Source organism: Stenotrophomonas sp. WED208 (assembly GCF_040984485.1).
Taxonomy (GTDB): domain Bacteria; phylum Pseudomonadota; class Gammaproteobacteria; order Xanthomonadales; family Xanthomonadaceae; genus Stenotrophomonas; species Stenotrophomonas riyadhensis.
This window is the reverse complement of the sequence record NZ_JAZARB010000001.1, coordinates 3,344,091-3,363,717: the sequence shown is the minus strand read 5'-3', so window position 1 is coordinate 3,363,717 and position 19,627 is coordinate 3,344,091. Positions and strand designations below refer to the sequence as shown.

The 19,627-nt window shown below is 57.3% G+C and carries 18 protein-coding genes; 15 read left to right on the top strand and 3 right to left on the bottom strand.

What is annotated here, in order from left to right; genetic code table 11:
- Nucleotides 1-247 precede the first annotated feature (247 nt).
- A complete protein-coding gene (locus tag VPH47_RS15215; RefSeq protein ID WP_368851165.1) occupies nucleotides 248-1,450 on the top strand; it encodes a tyrosine-type recombinase/integrase in 1,203 nt (400 codons plus the stop codon).
- A gap of 5 nt (nucleotides 1,451-1,455) precedes the next feature.
- Here VPH47_RS15215 and VPH47_RS15210 read toward each other — a convergent pair whose 3' ends face one another.
- On the bottom strand, nucleotides 1,456-1,797 hold the full coding sequence (locus VPH47_RS15210; protein WP_368851164.1) for a helix-turn-helix domain-containing protein: 342 nt from the start codon (nucleotides 1,795-1,797) through the stop codon (nucleotides 1,456-1,458).
- Nucleotides 1,798-1,946: 149 nt separating this feature from the next.
- On the opposite strand from VPH47_RS15210, the gene VPH47_RS15205 reads away from it, so the two are divergent.
- Together VPH47_RS15205 and VPH47_RS15200 are read left to right on the top strand one after the other, a co-directional pair.
- Nucleotides 1,947-2,480 carry a hypothetical protein gene (locus tag VPH47_RS15205; RefSeq protein ID WP_368851163.1) on the top strand — a complete coding sequence of 178 codons (534 nt, stop codon included), beginning with the start codon at nucleotides 1,947-1,949 and terminating at the stop codon, nucleotides 2,478-2,480.
- 40 nt (nucleotides 2,481-2,520) lie between these two features.
- Complete coding sequence (locus VPH47_RS15200; RefSeq protein ID WP_139042353.1) at nucleotides 2,521-2,862, top strand: hypothetical protein; 342 nt, start codon at nucleotides 2,521-2,523, stop codon at nucleotides 2,860-2,862.
- 355 nt (nucleotides 2,863-3,217) lie between these two features.
- On the opposite strand, the gene VPH47_RS15195 is transcribed toward VPH47_RS15200, so the two are convergent.
- Nucleotides 3,218-3,778 carry a MarR family winged helix-turn-helix transcriptional regulator gene (locus VPH47_RS15195; protein WP_207049897.1) on the bottom strand — a complete coding sequence of 187 codons (561 nt, stop codon included), beginning with the start codon at nucleotides 3,776-3,778 and terminating at the stop codon, nucleotides 3,218-3,220.
- Nucleotides 3,779-3,893: 115 nt separating this feature from the next.
- Between VPH47_RS15195 and VPH47_RS15190 the strand changes: the two genes are divergently transcribed.
- From VPH47_RS15190 to VPH47_RS15175, 4 genes are all read left to right on the top strand, one after another.
- The gene (locus VPH47_RS15190) at nucleotides 3,894-4,346 is read left to right on the top strand and encodes a hypothetical protein (protein WP_057502306.1); all 453 of its coding nucleotides are present in this window, start codon (nucleotides 3,894-3,896) and stop codon (nucleotides 4,344-4,346) included.
- A gap of 382 nt (nucleotides 4,347-4,728) precedes the next feature.
- Nucleotides 4,729-5,712 (top strand): bZIP transcription factor, encoded by a 984-nt coding sequence (locus VPH47_RS15185; RefSeq protein WP_065197983.1) that lies wholly within the window; start codon nucleotides 4,729-4,731, stop codon nucleotides 5,710-5,712.
- Between the two features lie 1,534 nt (nucleotides 5,713-7,246).
- Nucleotides 7,247-8,815, top strand: coding sequence for an AAA family ATPase (locus VPH47_RS15180; protein WP_368851162.1), 1,569 nt, complete (start codon nucleotides 7,247-7,249; stop codon nucleotides 8,813-8,815).
- Nucleotides 8,802-9,656, top strand: a complete 855-nt coding sequence (locus VPH47_RS15175; protein ID WP_368851161.1) for an HNH endonuclease — start codon at nucleotides 8,802-8,804, stop codon at nucleotides 9,654-9,656. The genes VPH47_RS15180 and VPH47_RS15175 overlap by 14 nt, the downstream gene beginning before the upstream one ends.
- 30 nt (nucleotides 9,657-9,686) lie before the next feature.
- Here VPH47_RS15175 and VPH47_RS15170 read toward each other — a convergent pair whose 3' ends face one another.
- Nucleotides 9,687-11,273: a DUF262 domain-containing protein gene (locus VPH47_RS15170; protein WP_368851159.1), complete on the bottom strand. Its 1,587-nt coding sequence runs from the start codon at nucleotides 11,271-11,273 to the stop codon at nucleotides 9,687-9,689.
- An 873-nt stretch (nucleotides 11,274-12,146) separates the two neighbouring features.
- Between VPH47_RS15170 and VPH47_RS15165 the strand changes: the two genes are divergently transcribed.
- The 8 genes from VPH47_RS15165 (at nucleotide 12,147) to cyoD (ending at nucleotide 19,566) form a co-directional block, all read left to right on the top strand.
- The gene (locus tag VPH47_RS15165; RefSeq protein ID WP_368851158.1) at nucleotides 12,147-13,163 is read left to right on the top strand and encodes an RHS repeat domain-containing protein; all 1,017 of its coding nucleotides are present in this window, start codon (nucleotides 12,147-12,149) and stop codon (nucleotides 13,161-13,163) included.
- A complete protein-coding gene (locus tag VPH47_RS15160) occupies nucleotides 13,163-13,666 on the top strand; it encodes a hypothetical protein (RefSeq protein ID WP_368851157.1) in 504 nt (167 codons plus the stop codon). The genes VPH47_RS15165 and VPH47_RS15160 overlap by 1 nt, the downstream gene beginning before the upstream one ends.
- A gap of 211 nt (nucleotides 13,667-13,877) precedes the next feature.
- Entirely contained in the window at nucleotides 13,878-14,081 is a 204-nt protein-coding gene (locus VPH47_RS15155; RefSeq protein WP_368851156.1) for a hypothetical protein, read from the top strand.
- 780 nt (nucleotides 14,082-14,861) lie between these two features.
- Nucleotides 14,862-15,218, top strand: a complete 357-nt coding sequence (locus tag VPH47_RS15150; protein ID WP_368851155.1) for a hypothetical protein — start codon at nucleotides 14,862-14,864, stop codon at nucleotides 15,216-15,218.
- 316 nt (nucleotides 15,219-15,534) lie between these two features.
- Nucleotides 15,535-16,590, top strand: a complete 1,056-nt coding sequence (gene cyoA, locus VPH47_RS15145) for a ubiquinol oxidase subunit II (RefSeq protein ID WP_075675026.1) — start codon at nucleotides 15,535-15,537, stop codon at nucleotides 16,588-16,590.
- Nucleotides 16,591-16,592: 2 nt separating this feature from the next.
- Nucleotides 16,593-18,590 (top strand): cytochrome o ubiquinol oxidase subunit I, encoded by a 1,998-nt coding sequence (gene cyoB / locus VPH47_RS15140; protein ID WP_040008505.1) that lies wholly within the window; start codon nucleotides 16,593-16,595, stop codon nucleotides 18,588-18,590.
- Nucleotides 18,587-19,225 (top strand): cytochrome o ubiquinol oxidase subunit III, encoded by a 639-nt coding sequence (gene cyoC, locus VPH47_RS15135; RefSeq protein WP_110711620.1) that lies wholly within the window; start codon nucleotides 18,587-18,589, stop codon nucleotides 19,223-19,225. Before cyoB ends, cyoC begins: the two co-directional genes overlap by 4 nt.
- Nucleotides 19,225-19,566: a cytochrome o ubiquinol oxidase subunit IV gene (cyoD, locus tag VPH47_RS15130; RefSeq protein ID WP_014036396.1), complete on the top strand. Its 342-nt coding sequence runs from the start codon at nucleotides 19,225-19,227 to the stop codon at nucleotides 19,564-19,566. The genes cyoC and cyoD overlap by 1 nt, the downstream gene beginning before the upstream one ends.
- Nucleotides 19,567-19,627 lie beyond the last annotated feature (61 nt).

Genomic DNA, 19,627 nt, shown 5'->3' with positions numbered 1-19,627 from the left:
CTCCTATTTCGGAATGGGAGTAGATCGCAACGACTGAAGCTGAGGCGCTTAGCTCTGCGGGAGCTGGTCGGAATCGGCCAAGTTATCGGCCTTATGGCAGAAAGTGTGATGGCGGTCAAGTTGCCAGTTCGATAGGTCCTTGCGTGGGTATCTCGGCAGACGCGAGGCTGCGGACGATCCTCATCCAAACAACACCTCGCATCCTGTCCTAAGTTGGCTCTATCGCCACTCACGGACAACCCGCCCGATGTCATCCGCCATCACCAAACGCATCGTTCTCAGGGCTGAACCCCGGGATCGCCCCTACGAGGTCAGGGACGCTCAGGTTCGCGGCCTGATCCTGCGTGTGCAGCCTTCAGGGCATAAGGCTTGGATCGTGACCTGGGCGCACGGTAAACGTCGTACCTTGGGGTCGGTCGAGCACTTGACGCTCGACCAGGCTCGGGACCAAGCTCGCCAAGCGGTTGCTGAATACGTTCAGTCCGGATTGCCGGCGCTCGCAAAGTCCAAGCCCACTAGCTGCACGCTCGAAACACTGCTCAACGAGCATTTCGAGCCTTGGGCGATAGCTGAGCTCAAAGGGGGGCGTCAGTACCCGGACCGCATCCGATCGGTGTTCCCGTGGCTGCTGCGTCGTCAGATCATCGAAATCGACGTGCCCACGATGGAGCGATGGTGGCGCGGGCGTGTTACTGGCCCCGATGCCGTCACCAAGGCTACTGCAGCGCGCGACTTCGCTTGCCTGCGATCTGCCTTGTCCCGTGCGGTCGAGTGGAGGTTGATCGAGACCAATCCTTTGATGGGTATGCGTCAACGATCAGCGGCTAGCCGCAAGGTGGTCCGGTTCCTGTCCCCGGACGAAGAAGCGATGCTCAGGGCTGCGCTCGCCGCGCGCGATCTAGCTGGGGTTGAGGGGAGGGCTAACGCCAATGCGGCCCGGCGCAAGTACCGGCAAGCGGTTCTGCCTGATTTGCCGATGGACGGGTACGTCGATCACCTGACCCCGGTGGTTCTTACAGCCATTAATACCGGTATGAGACGTGGTGAGCTGTTGTCGATGAGCTGGGCTGACATCAACTGGGAAGCCAAGATGCTGACCATTCGAGCCGAGAACGCCAAGTCCGGTAGGCAGCGTCACATCCCGCTAAACGTCGAAGCCATGGAAGTCCTGCAGCGTTGGGCTAGACAAGCGGGCGAACGCCGTGCGGGCAAGGTCTTCGACGTGACCGACATCAAGAAGGGGTGGGGAAAACTCATAGCCGATGCCCGCATTGAAGAGTTCCGCTTCCATGATCTGCGCCATCATTTCGCATCACGCTTGGTGCGGGCAGGCGTGGACCTGAACACGGTGCGAGAGCTCTTGGGTCATGCTGACATCACCATGACTCTTCGTTACGCCCACTTGGCCCCGGACACACTGGCGGCGGCTGTCGCCAAGCTGGCGGCGTGAGCGGGCTAGCGCCTCTGCTTCCCAGCCAAACGCTCTAGCTCTTCCCGCATCCTTTGGCGCTCCCCAGAGGGAAGCTTAGCGAAAGCCAAGATCGCCGCAGCCAGGTCATCGTCCTCAGCGAACAGGTAGGCGACCGGGACATCCAATGCCTTGGCTAACTCCGCAGCCTTGGTCATGTCAGCTTGGTTTCGTTCGCGCTCGTACCTGTTGATCAGCACGGCACCCCGGTTCTTGTCCTGGTCCTTATCCACCAGCGCCCCCAGCGCGCGCTGGGACAGCCCGCGCAGTGCTCGAGCTTCGGAGAGCCGCTTGGAAAACGTTGCAGTAATGACAGTGGCCGAGGGCACGCGGAGGTAACGGTCTGTGAACCTGCAGCAGCATGGGCCATATACCTGATCAGTAAAAGTCATTACCATAGCAGTATATAGCGTTGTGCGAGGTATGACTGGCTGCAAGGGGTGGCCGGGCCCGTCAGCGCTCAGTCGGGGACGTTGGGATGAAGAACCGGATTACGCATGTTGCCGTCATGTCGTTGGTGCTGACGGCTGTTGTTCCCGGGGAGGTAGTGGCTCAACAACAGCGGTCATACGACCGTTTCAAGGATCGAACCTCCTACGAGGCCAAAGTGGAGCTATCGGAGCTGTCGAAGACCAGCAGGGGCATTTCTCTGAGCCTGCACAGCGTAGTAGACGGAGACCGCGCTGTTACGAAGTCGGACTCTTTCACTGTTTCGGCCATCGTCACCTTCAACATGTCCTATGACGTTCGCTGTGCCGGTACAAGCTTTGACATGCTCGTGGACGGAAGGGCTGTTCCGCTTCCCAGCGACATGCCCGCCTTCAATCGATACGAGTACGCAATCCTTTCGTTCGGCAAGAAGATGACCTTGGCAGAAGCGGGGGCCTTCACCGGTGCCAACAGGATCGAGGTCCGGGTCTGCGATACCGAATACAGCCTGGACGATGAGCAACGCGCTGCATTGCGTGATCTGCTCAAGGACGCTCAGGTGGGTAGTCCAACGGGTGGCTGACGTCGGAAACCCCAGTGCATCCAATCATGGAGGAGAGAACATGCAAACCAGCGATCCAGCAACTAACCTTTATCAATGCCCGGCTTGCCGTGCTGCCATCCCCTCGGGTAGATCATCCGCGAAGTGTCCTAAGTGCTATGCGGACCTGCCCAAGGCAATTATTGAATCGAATCGTGCGAGCGCGAACGCCCGGGAAGAGCGTGGCTCGACAGCGGCGTGTGTGGCATTGGGGCTAGTTGCACTCGCCATTGGGCTTTACTTCCTGATCAACCCCTCAGCAGGCGGTTACGGCAACATTGCCAACATGCATGCGCTAGCAGTAGGGCAAGCACTGACCATCGCTGGGGCTGTGCTGCTGGGCTTGGGCATTCGCCCTCGCTGAGCAACTAGATTTGCCGCAACCAGGCCCGCTGATGGCAACGTCAGTGGGCCTTTTTACGCTAGCTGAGGTGTCACCTGGCTACTGTCTCAGTCGCCGTGCTGGCTGCACAGAATAGATGCTCTAGGATCGCTCTGTCGGCCAATCTGGGGCTGTCCCAGGGCTGTCGATGCAGGGGAGTAGCGACCCTGTCAGGCTAGCCTTGTGCGGCGATTGGTGCGCATTGGCGAACAACGGGTTCTAAGTATGTGCGCGGATGATCCGTATCCAAAGCACGAAGTCCTAGATGGTTCGCGAAGGCCGCGTTACCTAGCTGCCGTAGTGGGGGACCGGAATCGATCACTCCATACAGCCGTGATCATTCGAGCTCAGCCCTCCTTCGGGACTCAGCAACTCTGGACTGTTGATGGTTCTTTGCAACTGCATTCTTGGTTGACTGCTTTGAGAGGGTGCGCATGTAGGCCGCTCGATGCTCCTCTTTGCGCTCGTGTTCACGCGTCAATTTCAGCTTATCAATGGCCTTCAGAAGCTGGCTTTTGCTGTTGGGTGATAGCGCCTCGCTAAGATTTTCAAAGGTGTCCTCCCAGGCTACCTTTCCTCCAGCGAGCTTAGAGTGCCCGAATGATGTGATCGCAAGTCTCTTAGCTCGGGCATCAATAGACGTTTCTGACACCATCTTTTTGCGTATCAGACGCCCAACAAGTACAGACATCGATGCTGGAGTGGTGCCAATCAGTCGAGCGAGGCTCGCCCGCGTCATCGGATAAGCGTTGGCACCTTGTGCCCGCTCGATAGCCTCTAGCGCCAGGAATCCAGAGAGGGATAGGTCGTATTCCTTGAGGCGGACTTCAAGATCACTAGTCAGCCCGCTGGCAAGTATCAATAGTGCCTTGAACTCAGGATGGGGTAGTTGGCTCATGCCACATCCTAAGGTGGTGGACTGGTTGAATTCAATGGGTCCGCCACTTACTTGCTTGGCAACCTTGTTTCCAGCGACGGCAATTTCGCAGTCGCTAGCAACCAGGAGAACTACCATGCACAAGCACAACAATATTGATCGCTCCACCCGCCTCTTCGCTGCGCAGCGTGAGGGCAGGGACGCGCTGCACGCCGCGCAGAGCGCAATTTCTGAAACGATCATGGGCCGTGAGCAGCTGGTCTTGGATAAGGTGTGCGAGATCCATCGCGCCTCCACCTACAGCGAGATGACTGCATTCCAGGCCACAACTGAGTTTGCGAACATGCTGCAGCGCTACATCGGGACTACCGACCGTCGCTTCGACCTGCGCGTATGCGATGCCTCGATGTTCCGTGCGATCTGGAAAGCTCGCCAGATGGTTGACATGACCGGTATCAACTACCGCGACTACGTTCAGCGTGCTGTGACCTACTTGCGCCACTGCGGCAAGAAACGCATCACTCCTGCAATGCTTGTCTCTGCTGAAGTACAGCTGCACGTGATGGAACTCGACGCCGTCAGTCGCTGAGGCCCGAGCCGGTAGCGGCCCTTGGCGACCATGTTGGGTGCGGAGGGGCCCCTCTGCGCCTAACGGCACTAAGGAGGGTGATGGCTAGGGATGGCCTGGGACCAGGTGAAGTTCAGGCTGTCACATTTGGCGATAGCGCCATCCAACCGCTTGGGGGCCGTTCCCTCATCCAATCCATTGCGCGCCCGCAGCGGAAGCGTCCGGGCGCGCCGTGCGCTAGTGAACATCAGAAGACCGGCGATTTCATCGGCCCGGTCGGTATAACACTGTCTTTATCGAGGAGGGCAGGAGAATGGCTAGGAACAAAGAGTCAGGCGCGACGGGCGGGAAGGCAAAGGTAAAACGGCCTAATCCGGCCCGAAAGAAGGCGTCTGCGAAGAACATGATGGAGGCGCAGAGCAGGGATGCCTCGTATCAGCGCGCGCTGAAGTCGGCTGATCCCGTGGAGCGACAGGTGGGAGAGCTGGTCTTCCAGCGCACGTACATCGATAAAGGCTTGCTTGCTAAAGAGGCATTGTTGCTGCGCAACCGTTGGATCGGGAACCGCTACATGTCCCCGGTGCAGGCCACGCAGGCCTTCACGGAGGCATACACCGCCGCGTACCGTGCTGCTTGGGCGCGCCACTTTGACCTTTCCGAAGCGCCGCATAAGCAGCCCTGTGCGCCAAGTCTCGCATTGAACGACAGGGCGGTTATTACCAGCTTGTGGCGGGCCCGTCAGAAGGCTGACGAACTGGGAATGCCGTACGATCTGTTCTGCGAGGTCGTCATGGAACGATGGATCGTGGGCCGGAAGGCGAAGCGCCCACCATTGCCAAACCAGCTGATTTCCGGGAAGTTGTTCGGTGCATGGATGCGAGGACATCCGACCTGGGCTGAAGCTAGTGAACGGTTGTTCTTGCCCGCTTGGGATCGGCGCTTCTTTATGGAGCCGTCTGGAGAAGATCCCGTGCATGCTGCGGCAATGCGAGCATTGCGTGCCGATGTGTTGCATGCAAAGGACCGTTCCGCCCAATTGGCGCGATATCTTGGGGCTGGTGGACCGCTGACAGAGGCGCGTGCAAAGGCGATGTTTGAAGCAGATATGGTCCGGGATGCGCTAGCGATGGTCGCCGTGCCTGCTGAGGTCAACGACGCGCCTGAAGGATACGTTCCGGCGTGCATCGGCAATCGTAACGACGTGCGGGATATGCCGTGTCACAACTGCCCATTCGCCGTGCAGTGCTCGAGCGTAAAGCGGAAGGTGACACGCGCGCTGAACGCGGCAGGCGCCTCTGGCGATCCCCGTGCGGACAGGAGGCGTGAGCAGAACCGGAACAGCCAGCGCAAGCATCGCGAGGAGCAACGGCGAAAACTGGCTGCATAGCGAGCGCCAATAAGGTCTTATGAGCGCAAACGAGCTTGCTTGTCAGCGGCCCCATAAGAGCTATAAATCAAGAGCAACTACCTTCTCTTTGAGAAGGTAGATATTTATTGGGATGCCAACGTTGATGTCCCGTGACTGGTCCCATCGGTACTCGGGCCTTCGGCCCTCGCACCTCGGGTCCAGATGCGCGCCCCTTCGGGGACGCGCAGAAAATTATAGCCGGGGTTGTGTGGAGAGCGCGCCTCGGAGTCATCGAGGATGATCTGTAAGCCTCTGTGTTGAATCCCACCGGTGTTTGCGTAGGGGTGTCGCTGGCCGGTCCTGCGGCGCGCTCAGCGAGCTTCTGGTGGGCCCTGGCGAGCATCCTGCAGGCCGCTTATGAGCGCAACCTCCCGGCAATCACTGTGATGTATAGATTGCTCGCCCATGTATGCAGTGTTTATGACGATCCACATGACACATGGTCGATTCGATGGCGACCCGGATAATCATGTCGATTGTTGTGAACCGCAGTTGTCATTGATCCACGGCGAAATTGGCCGCGAGGTTGCACGGGGACTTGGCCGTGAAAGCGCGCTTTGGAGGTCCCGCATGCGGATGTAAAGCGCATACGAAGCGCTATCAAAGTCCATGTGCCCTAAGCCTAACGTGCAACGTGTGGGCGGCGGTGTACGAGCTCGTGCCTGCAACCGCAAGATGTGGTGGCCATGTATGAAGCGTGCGGTGGTGTTCGATCTTGTACGGGCGGTAAGGAATGTGTTCCTTTCAAGTCTCATCCCCTGCGACCGATATGCTCAAGGATGCATAAAACAATCAGCGGGACGGCTACATGGATCGTTGGACGTGGATGATGGTAAGGATGTATGCGCCCGCACTTGGGGCTTTGGCGCTGGGGTTGCTGCTGATGCTGCCGTTGGGAATGCTCCGGGAGAGTCCGGTGCTTGCAGGGGTGTATGCGATGGCGCGATGGCTCCCTGCGTTGGCTATCGCGGTATCGGTCACCCTTGCACTTGTCGCTACTGTGCGGCTATGGCGCTGGGATCAAGGGCGCAGCCAGCTGGTGTGCGAATGCGGTGGCTTGCTTGGCCGGGAGCGTACTGGGCGCTTTGGTGCATATCGGAAGTGTCTCGCCTGCAACCGTAACGTCAATGAGAGGTACTACACGTAGGTTCGGTCTCGAGGCGCGTACACCGCGAGCCGCTGTCCGCCTTGAAAGTAGGTGTGAGTCCAACCTGGCTTTCCATGGGGCTTCACGGGCCCGAATCGGCTCAAAGTGACGGCTACTTGGCTTACAAGGCACTTATCGGCACCCTGGTTGCCAGTTGGGGTTGGCTAAGTCATTGATCCAAAAGGGCGCCTGACCATCTGTGGTGCCATGGGTAACTGCATCAGTACTGCGATGTGCTTCTGTGTATTGGCTTGGTACTCTAAGAGACTGTGGGACTTCGAATCGCCTGAGAAAGCGCCCAGAATCATGATGGTATTGCTTGGAAAGTCGAGTTGGCCGTTTTCTACTTCGCGAGGTCGAGTGTAAATGCAGTTTCATGTACTTCAAAGGACAAGTGGATTTCCGGCCTCTGGTGTTGATGTGGCATACCTGAGGATTGATCATTGGAATGATTACTCATTCGTCACGATGTTTGATGTTCGTTACTTTGACGTTGAAGGTGTAATGCATGAACTAGGGCAAACTAAGATCGCGTTCGAAGGGCAGACTACTGATCGAGACACGTATCAGGAGATTCCCACAGTCTTTGAACGCCTAGATTCAAGATTCTTCTCGGTGGGTCAGGATGTCGATTTCTACAAGAAGTTGTCGATCCTGCCGACTCGAGTCCGCGAGAATTTTCTTCTCGCGCTGAGAGACTTGGTGGTTAGCCCTGGCGAGCTCGAGCGGCTAAAGGATGAGCGAGTTCTAGGGACATCGCTTCTGCGTTACGTAAGCATATCAACAATAAAAGGGCAGTTCGCGCGTGTCCTTGACGGCTACGCTGAGTTGACGGACTTCAAATTCTCGTTCTTCAGTCCGGGGTCGGACGGCTTCAGTGACGTGAGCGTTTCGTTTGTTGTGCGCGAGAGTTCATTGCCGAGCACCAATATTCACGCGGTGATTGGTCGTAACGGGGTGGGCAAGACAACACTGCTTAACGGAATGATTAATGCAATAGCAATAGGCGGGGAAGGTGCGCACTTTGTAGATGACTCGGCTTGGGGGGCGCCTCGAATCGACTCGAGTTACTTCAGTAGCTTAGTCTCCGTCTCATTCAGCGCTTTTGATCCATTTGTGCCTCCTCGGGAGCAGGGTGACCCGGCTAACGGAGCTTGTTACTTCTACGTTGGGCTCAAGTCCCATGAAGATCCAGATAGACTCCGAACATCTTCAGAGCTCCGAAGGGATTGCAGTCGTGCACTGCTGGAATGCTTCTCAAATCCCAAGAAAACGCATCGATGGCTTCGTGCGATTGAAAAGCTAAGCTCCGATGAAGTCTTCGAATCGATGGGGCTTTCTGGGCTTCCTGAGATGTATCGGGAAGTTCTTGCGCGGCGAGGTTTGACTGCCGCCGGAGACGAGTTTCATGAGCGGATCCAGCCATTTCTTGCTCGTCTCAGTTCCGGTCACGCGATTGTGCTGCTGACCATCTCTAGGCTCGTGGCGACTGTAGAAGAGAAAACGCTTGTGTTGCTGGATGAGCCTGAAAGCCACCTGCATCCGCCTCTCCTTTCTGCATTCGTGCGTGCGCTATCGGATCTCTTGCATGATCGAAATGGAGTGGCGATTATTGCTACGCATTCGCCGGTAGTACTTCAGGAGATACCTAAGAAATGCGTAACTAAGATGTATCGCGTTCTTGGGGCTGTAAGTCAGAGTCGACCGGATATCGAAACATTCGGTGAAAATGTAGGGTTGCTCACGTCCGAGGTATTCGGTCTGGAAGTGGCGCGCTCGGGCTTTCACGATCTTCTTTCAAGGTCAGTCGCCCGGGGGGCATCCTATGAAGAAATTATCCGTGAGTATGACGGACAGCTTGGTTTGGAAGGGCGGGCTGTCTTAGCGGCTCTCATCTCTGAGCGTGAGCGAGGTGAGGTCAATGCTTCGACTTAGCATCCCCGCAAGTTCCTTTGAAAATGTGATCGATTTGTGTCATGCGGGAATAACTGGGAATGCTGTACTTGCCCACCAAGTGGCGGATGCGCGGGAGCAGATGATCGCTATGGGCGAGGTCTATGTTGCCTCCTGTCAGAACGGAAGGCTATACGAATTGGTCCCTGCTCCACCGGGAGAAGCCGACCCGATAATTTTTGGAGGGCTACGAAAGTCCGACCTGGTCAAGCTGTACGATCAATACTTGCTTGGGGCCGGCAAGCCAGCAAGGCAAATCTATGAGGAACTCCTGGTTTCGGCGCGCGAAAGGTGCCCATTCTGTGGTGGAATAGGCAGGCCTCGAAATGTTGATCATTTTTTGCCGAAATCAAGGTTTCCTCAGTTCTCCATCCTTCCCGTAAACTTGGTGCCGTCGTGTCGAGACTGCAACATGGATGGTAAGGCTGCGCGAATTGCTGTTTCTGCGGAAGATCAGATCATCCATCCGTACTGGGATGAAAGGTGCTTCTTTGACGTTCAGTGGATCTTTGCAAGATTTGAATCCGATATTTTTGATCCGGAACTTAGAATTGAGTATTTTGTTTGCGCGCCTGAGGAGTGGTCTGTGATTGATAGGGCGCGCGCGATTTATCATTTTGCCGCTTTTGATTTGCCGCTGCGCTATGCTTTGAAAGCATCTGAGCATGCGGGGGTTGTGCAGGGGCAGATCATAAGAATGAAATCTGCGGGCGTATCAAATGGTGAGATTATTGACTTCCTCTTGCAGCCGGGGATTGAGTCCGCCGGCTTTCCGAATCACTGGAGAGTTGGCCTGTATCAAGCATTTATTGCGTCGCTGTAGTCGTGCATCTCTGATGTGAATTGCCCAGGACTACTTGGGTGATTCGTTGCAATTCTTGTATGCGGTGTTGCAGTAGGGGTGCGTCATATTGCAGTTGCTTAAATTGCCCTTTCCGCCATGCTTCTTGTCCTTGGCGTGGTCATAGGATATCGACTTCGTAGGGTCGAGGTAGCCGCCGCAAATTGTGCAGCATTGTGCCGAACTAATGGCGGAAGTGATGAAAGTTTGGCTCTTTACGTCGTCACTAAAATCTATTGACGTCGTTACTGGGGTGCCCACAACAATCTTTCCTTCAAGGTTGGCAATCGATACTAGGTCGGAATCAGTTGGCGAGTGTTTATCTCTTAGTTGTTGAATGGTGTAGTCAAGGATCTCTGCATACACGCTTGCGCGACGAACACTAATGTGGCGCTGAATGATGGTTGAGAGTAGGTCCTTCTTCTCGATTAGGACTCTTTCCAGTTCTTGTCGGACGCTCGTGAATTTTTTGAAGAAGTTCGAATCGTTGTTGGCTGCCTTTTGCGCAATTAGTTGCATGGCACCCATGAACATGTAGCTCGAATGTCTGCCGCTTGGTCCATAAAAGTAGACCGCCGGATGCAGGCCAAGGCTGCCTGCTGAGTTTCCAGTGACCCTTTCGACTAAGGCGCGCGTTCTCTGTAAGGCTTTAAGTGTGCCGGAGCCATTGCTGTCGTCAGAAGTGTCGCTTAGGGTTCTGGGCTGTCCGCTCTGATCTCGATTTGCGATAATGCATAAATCAATGAGAGTTTGGATCGCGGTGCGCATGCCCCTTGATCCGCCGAGTGGAAGGTCAAGTGTTTTGATAGGGCTTTGTAGCTCCGGGTCAAATAAGAGTTCGTTGATTTTCTTTGCCGATTCTTCAATCTTCTCGGCCGCTTCATTGTCGAAGGCTGACCAATATTTGTGTCCCTTACCTGAGCGGATGATTGCTCTTGCAGCAATGGCAATCGGCTTGTGGCGATTCTTCAATAAAAGCTCTTCAATGTTGTCTAGGGGTGTCCCCTTTGTGTTGATTTTGAAGAAGGAGGCTTCTGCCTTGTCGACATCGCCATTGACCCATTGAATGGGTAGCGCGCGAGTCGATATTATATTCAAGCGCTTCTTTTCATCCTCGGCCAAGGAGTCCTTGGCTTTTTTTTGTAGAGTTGACCAGCGCCCAATCCTAGACTCGACTAGTTGTCTCGTTCGGCTGGCTACTCGCTTCTGTTCCTTTGATAGCTCGGTGCCGAAGTATGAGAGGGAAAGGTGTCCGTCGCCATAGTCGTCTTCAACCCAAGCGCGAAGCACGCTAAGGCGATGGCCCCCGTCGATTACAAAGGTTGCTGTTTCTGACTGCCATAGGATGACAGAAGGAATCAGATCGCCATCGACATAGCACTCAAGTAACGATACTACCTGCTCCGGTGTCCAGTGATTAGTTTCGCGTTGGAAATCGGGTTTACGCAGAAGCGAGCCCAGGAGTCCATCGGCAGCGAAGTCGCGCACTGAGATCTTGTCTTGCTTGTCGTAGTGTGCAGGCGTCTGCGACGATTTCACCGCAAAATCCTCGCGGATGATCATTGCGTCGAGGTTGACCAAATTGGCTCTGTTAGCCATGTGTCTTCTTCCGTGTGTGAGAGCGTCAGAGTTGGGTGTGATCGCGGAGATATTTTGTTTTAATCGACTAGCCTAGTACTTGTGATCGCCATGAAAGATGGCTGGCGATGTTCTTGCTGTGAGATTGGAGATGAGCCGTCTTTCTGTCAAATGCCAGAAATGCGTTCGTCAGCATCGCCGCTATGCGCCGGCTAGCGCGGAGTAGCTTCGTCTGCTGAGATGTTGCCTGCTAGATGGTGCTGGTTAATATAAGGCATTGTTCTGCAAAGGGATCGTCTCGCTGAGCACTCGCCCAATGAGTGCTAAGCACCTCGGTATGGAGTTCAGCGACGGAGCCGCTATAGATGCTATAGATATAGATAAGGTGTGTCCTCATCCTTGTCCGAATCAGAGCCTGGCGGGGTGGAGGCGTCCTCAACTCAAGGCTTAGTTGGCGCTTACCGTCAGTCGGGCCAGTTCCGGTCAGTCTCCCGAACACTCCATTGGGCACTTGCCGGGCGAGCTCTACAGAGCGTCCCGGCGCCAACGGTCCATGCCGGTTTGATCGTCCGGAGTCGGGCTCATCCGGTCAGTCGCGAGCCGCTTAGATCGTTCGCCGGAGTCGGTCGGCTGGGTTCGTAATGCGTAGGTCGCAGGTTCGACTCCTGTTTCCGGCACCAGTTGTGTGAAAAGCCCCGGCCTCGGCCGGGGCTTTTCGTTTGTCCCCCTGTAGTGCCGGCCGCCGGCCGCCGGCCGGGAACCCCAGTAGTGCCAGCTCATGGCTGGCAGCGAGGGATTTCCGAACGTCGCAGCCTGCCGCCTCCCTGGCTTCTCAGGAGCTTGGCTCCTGGCACTGTTCCTGCCCCGGAAACCGCAGCCGTCCATTCCTGTGCTATGAATATCCAGCCTTGCTCCAAGGCTCTTTCAGGGATTGGAAGGATGCGCAGGTTCGGGGGAGTTGCAGGCGATGTGTTTACCCGCTTGAGGGGATTTGAAGATCGAATTCGCAAGCAGGGGGCATCAGGCGCCTGGCTGTGCTGCGTGCTGATGATCGGCTTTGGCTTGTCGCCAGCCGCAATCGCCCAGGAGACGGTCACCTACATCCACACGGACGCTTTGGGCTCGGTCGTAGCTGAGAGCGATGCCAATGGCAATGTGATCAAGCGCTATGACTACGAGCCGTACGGCGCCGTGGTAGGCGGCCAGGTCACGGATGGGCCGGGGTATACCGGGCACGTAAGTGACTCGGCGACCGGACTGAGTTACATGCAGCAGCGGTACATGGATCCGCAGCTGGGTGTGTTCCTGTCGGTGGATCCGGTGGTGGTTGATGCGAAGTCCGGCGCGAAGTTCAATCGATACGCTTACGCCTTGAACAATCCATACAAATTCATCGACCCGGACGGTCGTGATGAGGAGTGGTTTTCAAACGTTGATCAGATGGGGAACCCTGGCTTCGGGAATGAGCTCGGAGACGATGCCTTTCACTACAATGGGAAGGCTCTCATAGCTGTGAGCATAGGTGGCCCAACGTTGCCAAGCATTCTTCGAGCAATGGCTGCCCCCTTTGCCAAGGCTGCCGCAGCAGAGATGCGAGGTCGCACCGTTGCTGGAGTGAAGGTTGGGGATAGCCCGGCTGATACCAGAGTGGCGCTGGAGGAGGCTGGGTACATGGGGACACGGATATCAAACGAAGCTGGCACGGAATCGGGAACGCTTCACAATGTGCCGTCTATGAAGATGGACGTTAGAGTCATGGATGGAGGGCCGAAGCATCCACCTAGAATATCGGTGACCCGAGAAGGTAACCCGCGTCAGCCCGTAAATCCTGAAAATGGGAAGAACTTCGGTAATATTCCTAAGGGTGAGCAGCGCACGGGAAGTCATATCTACTATCGAGAGAAACCGTGATGGCGAAAATTAAGAAGATGGAAGTTGATGTGGCGGCCGCACGCTCGAGTCTAGAGGGGATGCTGCTTGGTTCATATCTTGATTCGTTCAACGTAAGTAGCCTCAATATAACGTTGAGGTTGATCAACGCCTCGGCGTGCCCAGGTAAATTGCTTTACGTGGATATGAGCTTCTCATGCGCGGCCATTGTTCGTGATTGTGGCATCTCTGCCAGCAATGTGGCGAAACTTGATTTCTTTATGGGGAGGGCGGAATTTCTTCCCAAGGTCTATGAAAAGATTGGAGTTGAGATATCTGGTGTAGAGCTCGATTTCGAAGGTCGACTTGTTCTTTCTATGAGTCATTCAGTCGTTGAATTGGCTGTCACGGACGAGGATATGGAGCTTGAGGGCTCTATCTGGCAAGTCGTGATGGAGGGGGGGGCTGATTCTGCACTATCTCCGGGTGGCTCTGTTTCCTGCATTTCAACTGGCAACGCTGTCATGTTTATGTTCGGTGCTTGATGTGCGATTGCTGCGTGGCAAGATATTCGGGGGGTATTGAAATGGAGGGCTTACTGCTGATGCCTGAGCCGAAAGTTCTATTTTTTACGGTCTAAGCCATTATTTTTCATCGGCGCCGGTACGGGCACGGAAGGTGGCCTTTGCTGTTGAGGGGGTATAACTGTCCTTCCAAGAAGTAGCGATGATTTGAGAGGGCCGAGGGTGAAGCAAAATGACACAGTCCATCTTCTCTTGTCTGCATCCTCTGTTGGCCGAAATCGCGGCCAAGCGTAGCGCTCGGTTGCCTGGCGAAGGCGTCAAGTACCTTCTCGAGTACGACCGCGAGTTGCTGATCGATGTACTGCTGCGAGAGTTCGCGAAGGCAGGGTTGGGAACTGGCGATGAGCCTAATCAACGAGATCGAGGAGATCATTGATTTCGTCGCATCCATCACTGAAACGCCTGATGCGCCGAGCGGGTGAAGAATCATTCACGTCGACACGCAAGCTGCGAGTCATAGGCTCGAATTCTGTTTCTCGCACCCGTGCAACGAATGCCCCGATTCTGGTCGGGGCTTTTCTGTTCGTGCGTCGGTAGTGCGGGGCCACGGTCGCCGGATGGAAGGATGGCCGCCCAGTAGGCCAGCCCATGACTGGCAAGACCGACGCTAACTACCTGTCGCTTTTTGCACATCCCATCGGGCGGTTGCTTCAAATTCCCCGGGGCCGCCAACTGTTCATCCATTCGATCAGACCGCTTCATGCAACTATTGGTAAGCGGGAAATGTCACGGGTCTCAAAGGTCTCCGGGCCATTCGCGGCGCTGTATGTCGTTGCTGCCGTCACATCGGCGTGCGCGCGTCTTCTCGTGTCGTCCACCGCCATGTACTGTGCATGCAACAATTCGTATCGCTCTCTCGATGCATCCGAACCTTTCGGATTTTTCTCATTGAATCGAAGGGGCAGGCGTAAACAACATGGCGCGCCACCGGAAAGGGTGGCCGGGCGTGCAAACCCGAGCACATGCTGTAAACGCTTGCCAGCCGGTACCGCTCTGAAGCGGTACCGGCTGGCAATTCGTCGGCCTATATGGCGGGCGGTGCGTGGGGGTCTTCGGACTCGCCGGCATAGCATGTGTCCCGGTTTGCAACCCGCACCGTCCGCCACCCCGCTTCCGCGCGGTGGCGCTGTTAAGTACAGCCACGGAGGCCGACGCCATGACCACTCGCAAGATTCCGCCATTCCCTGTCGATGAACCCATCAATGACGACAACAACCCCTCCTTTGATCTCAGCACCTTCCAAGGGTGTCTCAAGCGCATCCGCGATGGCGAAGGGTCCGATGGCATGCTATGGCCGGAAGAGAACTTGTCAGACGGCCGCCGTCAGTCCTTGGCCAGGATCGACCGTGCGGCGGTGGGCATGCTGACGGCGGTGGAGATGCTGCATGCGGCGAGTCGCTGCGAATCCATGGCGACGCCCGATCGTCATCTGGATGAGGGCGTGGTCGAGGGGCTGTTCTTCGCATGTCGCGAACTGGCTGAACTGGTGTGCAGGGAAGTCAGGCCGTCCTGACCTTCTGTGCATTGCTGAACGTGTTCAGCAGGCTTTGCCGGTCAGGTGGCTTTGGCGTGGCTGGGCCCGATGCTACGCTGCGTGCCCGTGCGGCGGGATAGCCGGCAAGCACGCGGTGCGACAACGTGTCGCAGCCAGAATCGGGCCTTTCCTGCGCTCGATCATTGTCAATGCCTTTCTTAAATGGTGGGTGACGGCCTAAAATTGAAAGGCTGACTCGACCCCACCTCCCTACCTGTCTTCCGGACCGGTGGGACCGGCTTTGGCCGGAACAGGCAGGACGGGGAACGGCATTCCCTCGCAATTGGATCGACCGATGATTCCGTTGAAAACCCTTGGGCGCTGGTTGCGCCCGGGCCTGCTGCTGTCGTTGCTGGTGATGCTCACCGGTTGCGATGCGGTGGCCATCCTCAGTCCGAAGGGCCAGATCGGCCAGGATGAGAAGACCCTGCTGATCACGGCCACCGTGCTCATGCTGCTGGTCGTCATCCCGGTCATCATCATGACCCTGACCTTCGCGTGGAAGTATCGCGCCTCCAACACCAAGGCCCGCTACGAGCCGAAGTGGTCCCACTCGACGGCGATCGAGGTGGTGGTGTGGTCCATTCCCTGCATGATCGTGCTGGTGCTGGCGGTCCTGACCTGGCGCTCGTCGCACGCACTGGACCCGTATCGTCCGCTGGATTCGGACGTCAAGCCGGTCACCATCGAGGCGATCTCGCTGGACTGGAAGTGGCTGTTCATCTATCCGGAAGAGAAGGTGGCGGTCGTCAACGAAATCAAGTTCCCGGTCAACACGCCGCTGAACTTCAAGATCACGTCCGATTCGGTGATGAATGCGTTCTTCATCCCGCACCTGGGCAGCATGATCTACTCGATGGCTGCGATGGAGACCAAGCTCCACCTGATCGCCAACGAGACCGGTGAATTCCCGGGCATGTCCTCGCACTACAGTGGTGCCGGCTTCGCCAAGATGCACTTCACCGCCTACTCGGTTACCGATGCCGAATACCGCCAGTGGCTGGACCAGGTCCGTGCCGGTGAGCAGACCTTGGACAAGGCCTCGTTCAAGGCCCTGGGTGAAGCACGCAATGCCGAGTGGTACCCGGTCACCTACTTCGGCAAGACCGAAGAAGGCCTGTTCGACTGGGTCATCGCCAAGCACATGGGCGACAACAAGCATTACGGCATGAAGCACGAGCACAAGGCCCCGGCCGATGGTGCCGCTGCTGAAGGTCACGATGCCCATGCAGGTCACGAGGGCCATGAAGGCCACACCGACGCTGCCGCCGCTCCGGCCGAACACGCCGGACACACTGCTGACGAGCACGCCGCCGCCGGTCACGCCGGCCACGCGGGCTCGGGAGAATGAACATGTTGGGTAAACTCTCAATTGAGTCGATCCCCCACGATCCGATCGTGCTGACCACCCTGGTCGGCGCGGTGCTGGGTGGCCTGGGCGTCATGGCCCTGATCACCAAGTTCAAGCTGTGGGGCTATCTGTGGAAGGAGTGGTTCACCTCGGTGGATCACAAGAAGATCGGCGTGATGTACCTCATCGTCGCCTTCGTCATGCTGCTGCGCGGTTTCTCCGACGCCATCATGATGCGTACCCAGCAGGCGCTCGCCGTCGGCGGGTCCGAGGGTTACCTGCCGCCGCACCACTACGACCAGATCTTCACCGCCCACGGCGTGATCATGATCTTCTTCGTGGCGATGCCGCTGATCACCGGCCTGATGAACCTGGCCGTGCCGCTGCAGATCGGTGCGCGCGACGTCGCGTTCCCGTTCGTCAACTCGCTCAGCTTCTGGCTGTTCGTGTCCGGTGCGGTGCTGATCATGCTGTCGCTGTGGATCGGTGAGTTCGCTGCCACCGGCTGGCTGGCGTTCCCGCCACTGTCGGGCATCGAATACAGTCCAAGCGTCGGCATGGACTACTACATCTGGGGTCTACAGGTGGCGGGCCTGGGTACCACGCTCAGTGGTATCAACTTCTTCATCACCATCCTCAAGATGCGCACCCCGAGCATGAAGCTGATGCAGATGCCGGTGTTCACCTGGACCGCCCTGGTGACCAACGTGCTGATCGTCGCTGCCTTCCCGGTGCTGACCATCACCCTGGTGCTGCTGACCCTGGACCGTTACCTGGGTACGCACTTCTTCACCAATGACGGTGGCGGCAACGCCATGCTGTACATCAACCTGATCTGGATCTGGGGCCACCCGGAGGTGTACATCCTGGTCCTGCCGGCGTTCGGTGTGTTCTCCGAAGTCATCGCGACCTTCTCGCGCAAGGCGCTGTTCGGCTACAAGGGCATGGTCTACGCCACCGCCTGCATCGGCGTGCTGTCGTTCATCGTGTGGCTGCACCACTTCTTCACCATGGGCTCGGGTGCCAACGTCAATGCCTTCTTCGGCATCACGACGATGATCATCTCGATCCCGACCGGCGTGAAGATCTTCAACTGGCTGTTCACCATGTTCCGCGGTCGCGTGCAGTTCACCACGCCTGTGCTGTGGACCATCGGCTTCATGGTCACCTTCACCATCGGCGGCATGACCGGCGTGATGCTGGCGATCCCGGCCATCGACTTCGTGCTGCACAACAGCCTGTTCCTGATCGCCCACTTCCACAACGTCATCATCGGCGGCGTGGTGTTCGGCATGTTCGCCGGCATCACCTACTGGTGGCCGAAGATGTTCGGCTTCCGCCTCAATGAGTTCTGGGGCAAGTGCGCGTTCTGGTGCTGGTTCATCGGCTTCTACGTGACCTTCATGCCGATGTACGTGCTGGGCTTCATGGGCATGACCCGTCGTCTGCAGAGCACCGTCAACCCGGCCTACGAGCCGCTGCTGCTGGTGGCCGCTGCAGGTGCCTTCATCGTGGGTGCCGGCATCCTGTGCCAGATCATCCAGGTGGCCGTGTCGATCCGCGACCGCAAGAAGACTGCCGACCTGACCGGCGACCCGTGGGATGCCCGTACGCTGGAGTGGGAAACCTCTTCGCCGCCGGCCTTCTACAACTTCGGCACCCTGCCGGAAGTCACCGAGCTGGACGATTTCTGGGAGCGCAAGCAGCGTGGTGAAGCCTGGCCGAAGCCGGCCAAGTACACCGACATCCACATGCCGCGCAACACCGGCACGGGCGTTGTCATCGGTGCCTTCAGCCTGGTGTTCGGCTTCGCGATGATCTGGCACATCTGGTGGCTGGCCATCGTCGGCTTCGTCGGCATGATCGCCACGTTCATCTACCGCACCTTCGATCAGGACGTGGACTACTGGGTCCCGGCCGCCGAGGTGGAACGCATCGAGAACGAACACCGCAAGCACCTGGAAAACCAGGGCCTGGTGAAGTCGGAGCTGAAGGCATGAGCACCAATACCTCGACCCTGAGCCACGGGCACGCCGCGCATGCGGCGGCCCATGGCCATGACGACCACGAGCACCACGACACCGGCGGCAACACCGTCTTCGGTTTCTGGGTGTACCTGATGAGCGACTGCCTCATCTTCGCCTCGCTGTTCGCCACCTACGTGGTGCTGTCCGGCGGTACTGATGGTGGTCCCACCGCGAAGGACCTGTTCGAGCTGCCGTTCGTGGCGTGGGAAACCGCGCTGCTGCTGACCTCGTCGCTGACCTTCGGCCTGGGCATGATCGCCATGCACCGCAAGCAGATGGGCCAGATGTACCTGTGGCTGGGCATCACCTGGCTGCTGGGCTTCGGCTTCATGTGCATGGAAGTGTGGGAGTTCCAGCACCTGATCCATCAGGGCTACGGTCCGGACCGCAGTGCCTTCCTGTCGGCGTTCTTCGCCCTGGTCGGTACCCACGGCCTGCACGTCAGCGCCGGCCTGCTGTGGCTGCTGGTGATGTTCGTGCAGCTGAAGAAGTACGGCCTGACCCCGACCAACAAGACCCGCATGGCGTGCCTGAGCCTGTTCTGGCACTTCCTGGACCTGATCTGGATCGGCGTGTTCTCCGTCGTCTACCTCAATGGAGCGCTGTAATGGCACATGACAACCATGCACACGACCACGCCGCCGGCGGCGAGAGCCACGGCAGCGTCAAGTCCTACCTGATCGGCTTCGTGCTGGCGGTGGTGCTGACCGTCATCCCGTTCTGGATGGTGATGTCGGGCGACTTCTCGCGCACCGTCAACGGTGTGGTGATCGCGGTCACCGCGGTGCTGCAGATGCTGGTCCACCTGGTGTTCTTCCTGCACCTGGACCGCTCTTCGGAAAGCCGCTGGAACGTCAACGCTGCAGCCTTCACCGTGGTGGTGATCGGCATCATCGTGATCGGCACCCTGTGGGTCATGCACAACATGAACGTGCACATGATGCACTGACGTCCGCGCGACGTTGCCACGCAGAAAGGCCGCCCTCGGGCGGCCTTTTTGTTGGCAGGTG

Coding starts and splice junctions, on each gene's coding strand:
- VPH47_RS15215 (WP_368851165.1), top strand. CDS start 248: ATGTCATCCGCCATCACCAAACGCATCGTTCTCAGGGCTGAACCCCGG.
- VPH47_RS15205 (WP_368851163.1), top strand. CDS start 1,947: ATGAAGAACCGGATTACGCATGTTGCCGTCATGTCGTTGGTGCTGACG.
- VPH47_RS15200 (WP_139042353.1), top strand. CDS start 2,521: ATGCAAACCAGCGATCCAGCAACTAACCTTTATCAATGCCCGGCTTGC.
- VPH47_RS15195 (WP_207049897.1), bottom strand. CDS start 3,778: ATGAGCCAACTACCCCATCCTGAGTTCAAGGCACTATTGATACTTGCC.
- VPH47_RS15190 (WP_057502306.1), top strand. CDS start 3,894: ATGCACAAGCACAACAATATTGATCGCTCCACCCGCCTCTTCGCTGCG.
- VPH47_RS15185 (WP_065197983.1), top strand. CDS start 4,729: ATGATGGAGGCGCAGAGCAGGGATGCCTCGTATCAGCGCGCGCTGAAG.
- VPH47_RS15180 (WP_368851162.1), top strand. CDS start 7,247: ATGCAGTTTCATGTACTTCAAAGGACAAGTGGATTTCCGGCCTCTGGT.
- VPH47_RS15175 (WP_368851161.1), top strand. CDS start 8,802: ATGCTTCGACTTAGCATCCCCGCAAGTTCCTTTGAAAATGTGATCGAT.
- VPH47_RS15170 (WP_368851159.1), bottom strand. CDS start 11,273: ATGGCTAACAGAGCCAATTTGGTCAACCTCGACGCAATGATCATCCGC.
- VPH47_RS15165 (WP_368851158.1), top strand. CDS start 12,147: ATGAATATCCAGCCTTGCTCCAAGGCTCTTTCAGGGATTGGAAGGATG.
- VPH47_RS15160 (WP_368851157.1), top strand. CDS start 13,163: ATGGCGAAAATTAAGAAGATGGAAGTTGATGTGGCGGCCGCACGCTCG.
- VPH47_RS15155 (WP_368851156.1), top strand. CDS start 13,878: ATGACACAGTCCATCTTCTCTTGTCTGCATCCTCTGTTGGCCGAAATC.
- VPH47_RS15150 (WP_368851155.1), top strand. CDS start 14,862: ATGACCACTCGCAAGATTCCGCCATTCCCTGTCGATGAACCCATCAAT.
- cyoA (WP_075675026.1), top strand. CDS start 15,535: ATGATTCCGTTGAAAACCCTTGGGCGCTGGTTGCGCCCGGGCCTGCTG.
- cyoB (WP_040008505.1), top strand. CDS start 16,593: ATGTTGGGTAAACTCTCAATTGAGTCGATCCCCCACGATCCGATCGTG.
- cyoC (WP_110711620.1), top strand. CDS start 18,587: ATGAGCACCAATACCTCGACCCTGAGCCACGGGCACGCCGCGCATGCG.
- cyoD (WP_014036396.1), top strand. CDS start 19,225: ATGGCACATGACAACCATGCACACGACCACGCCGCCGGCGGCGAGAGC.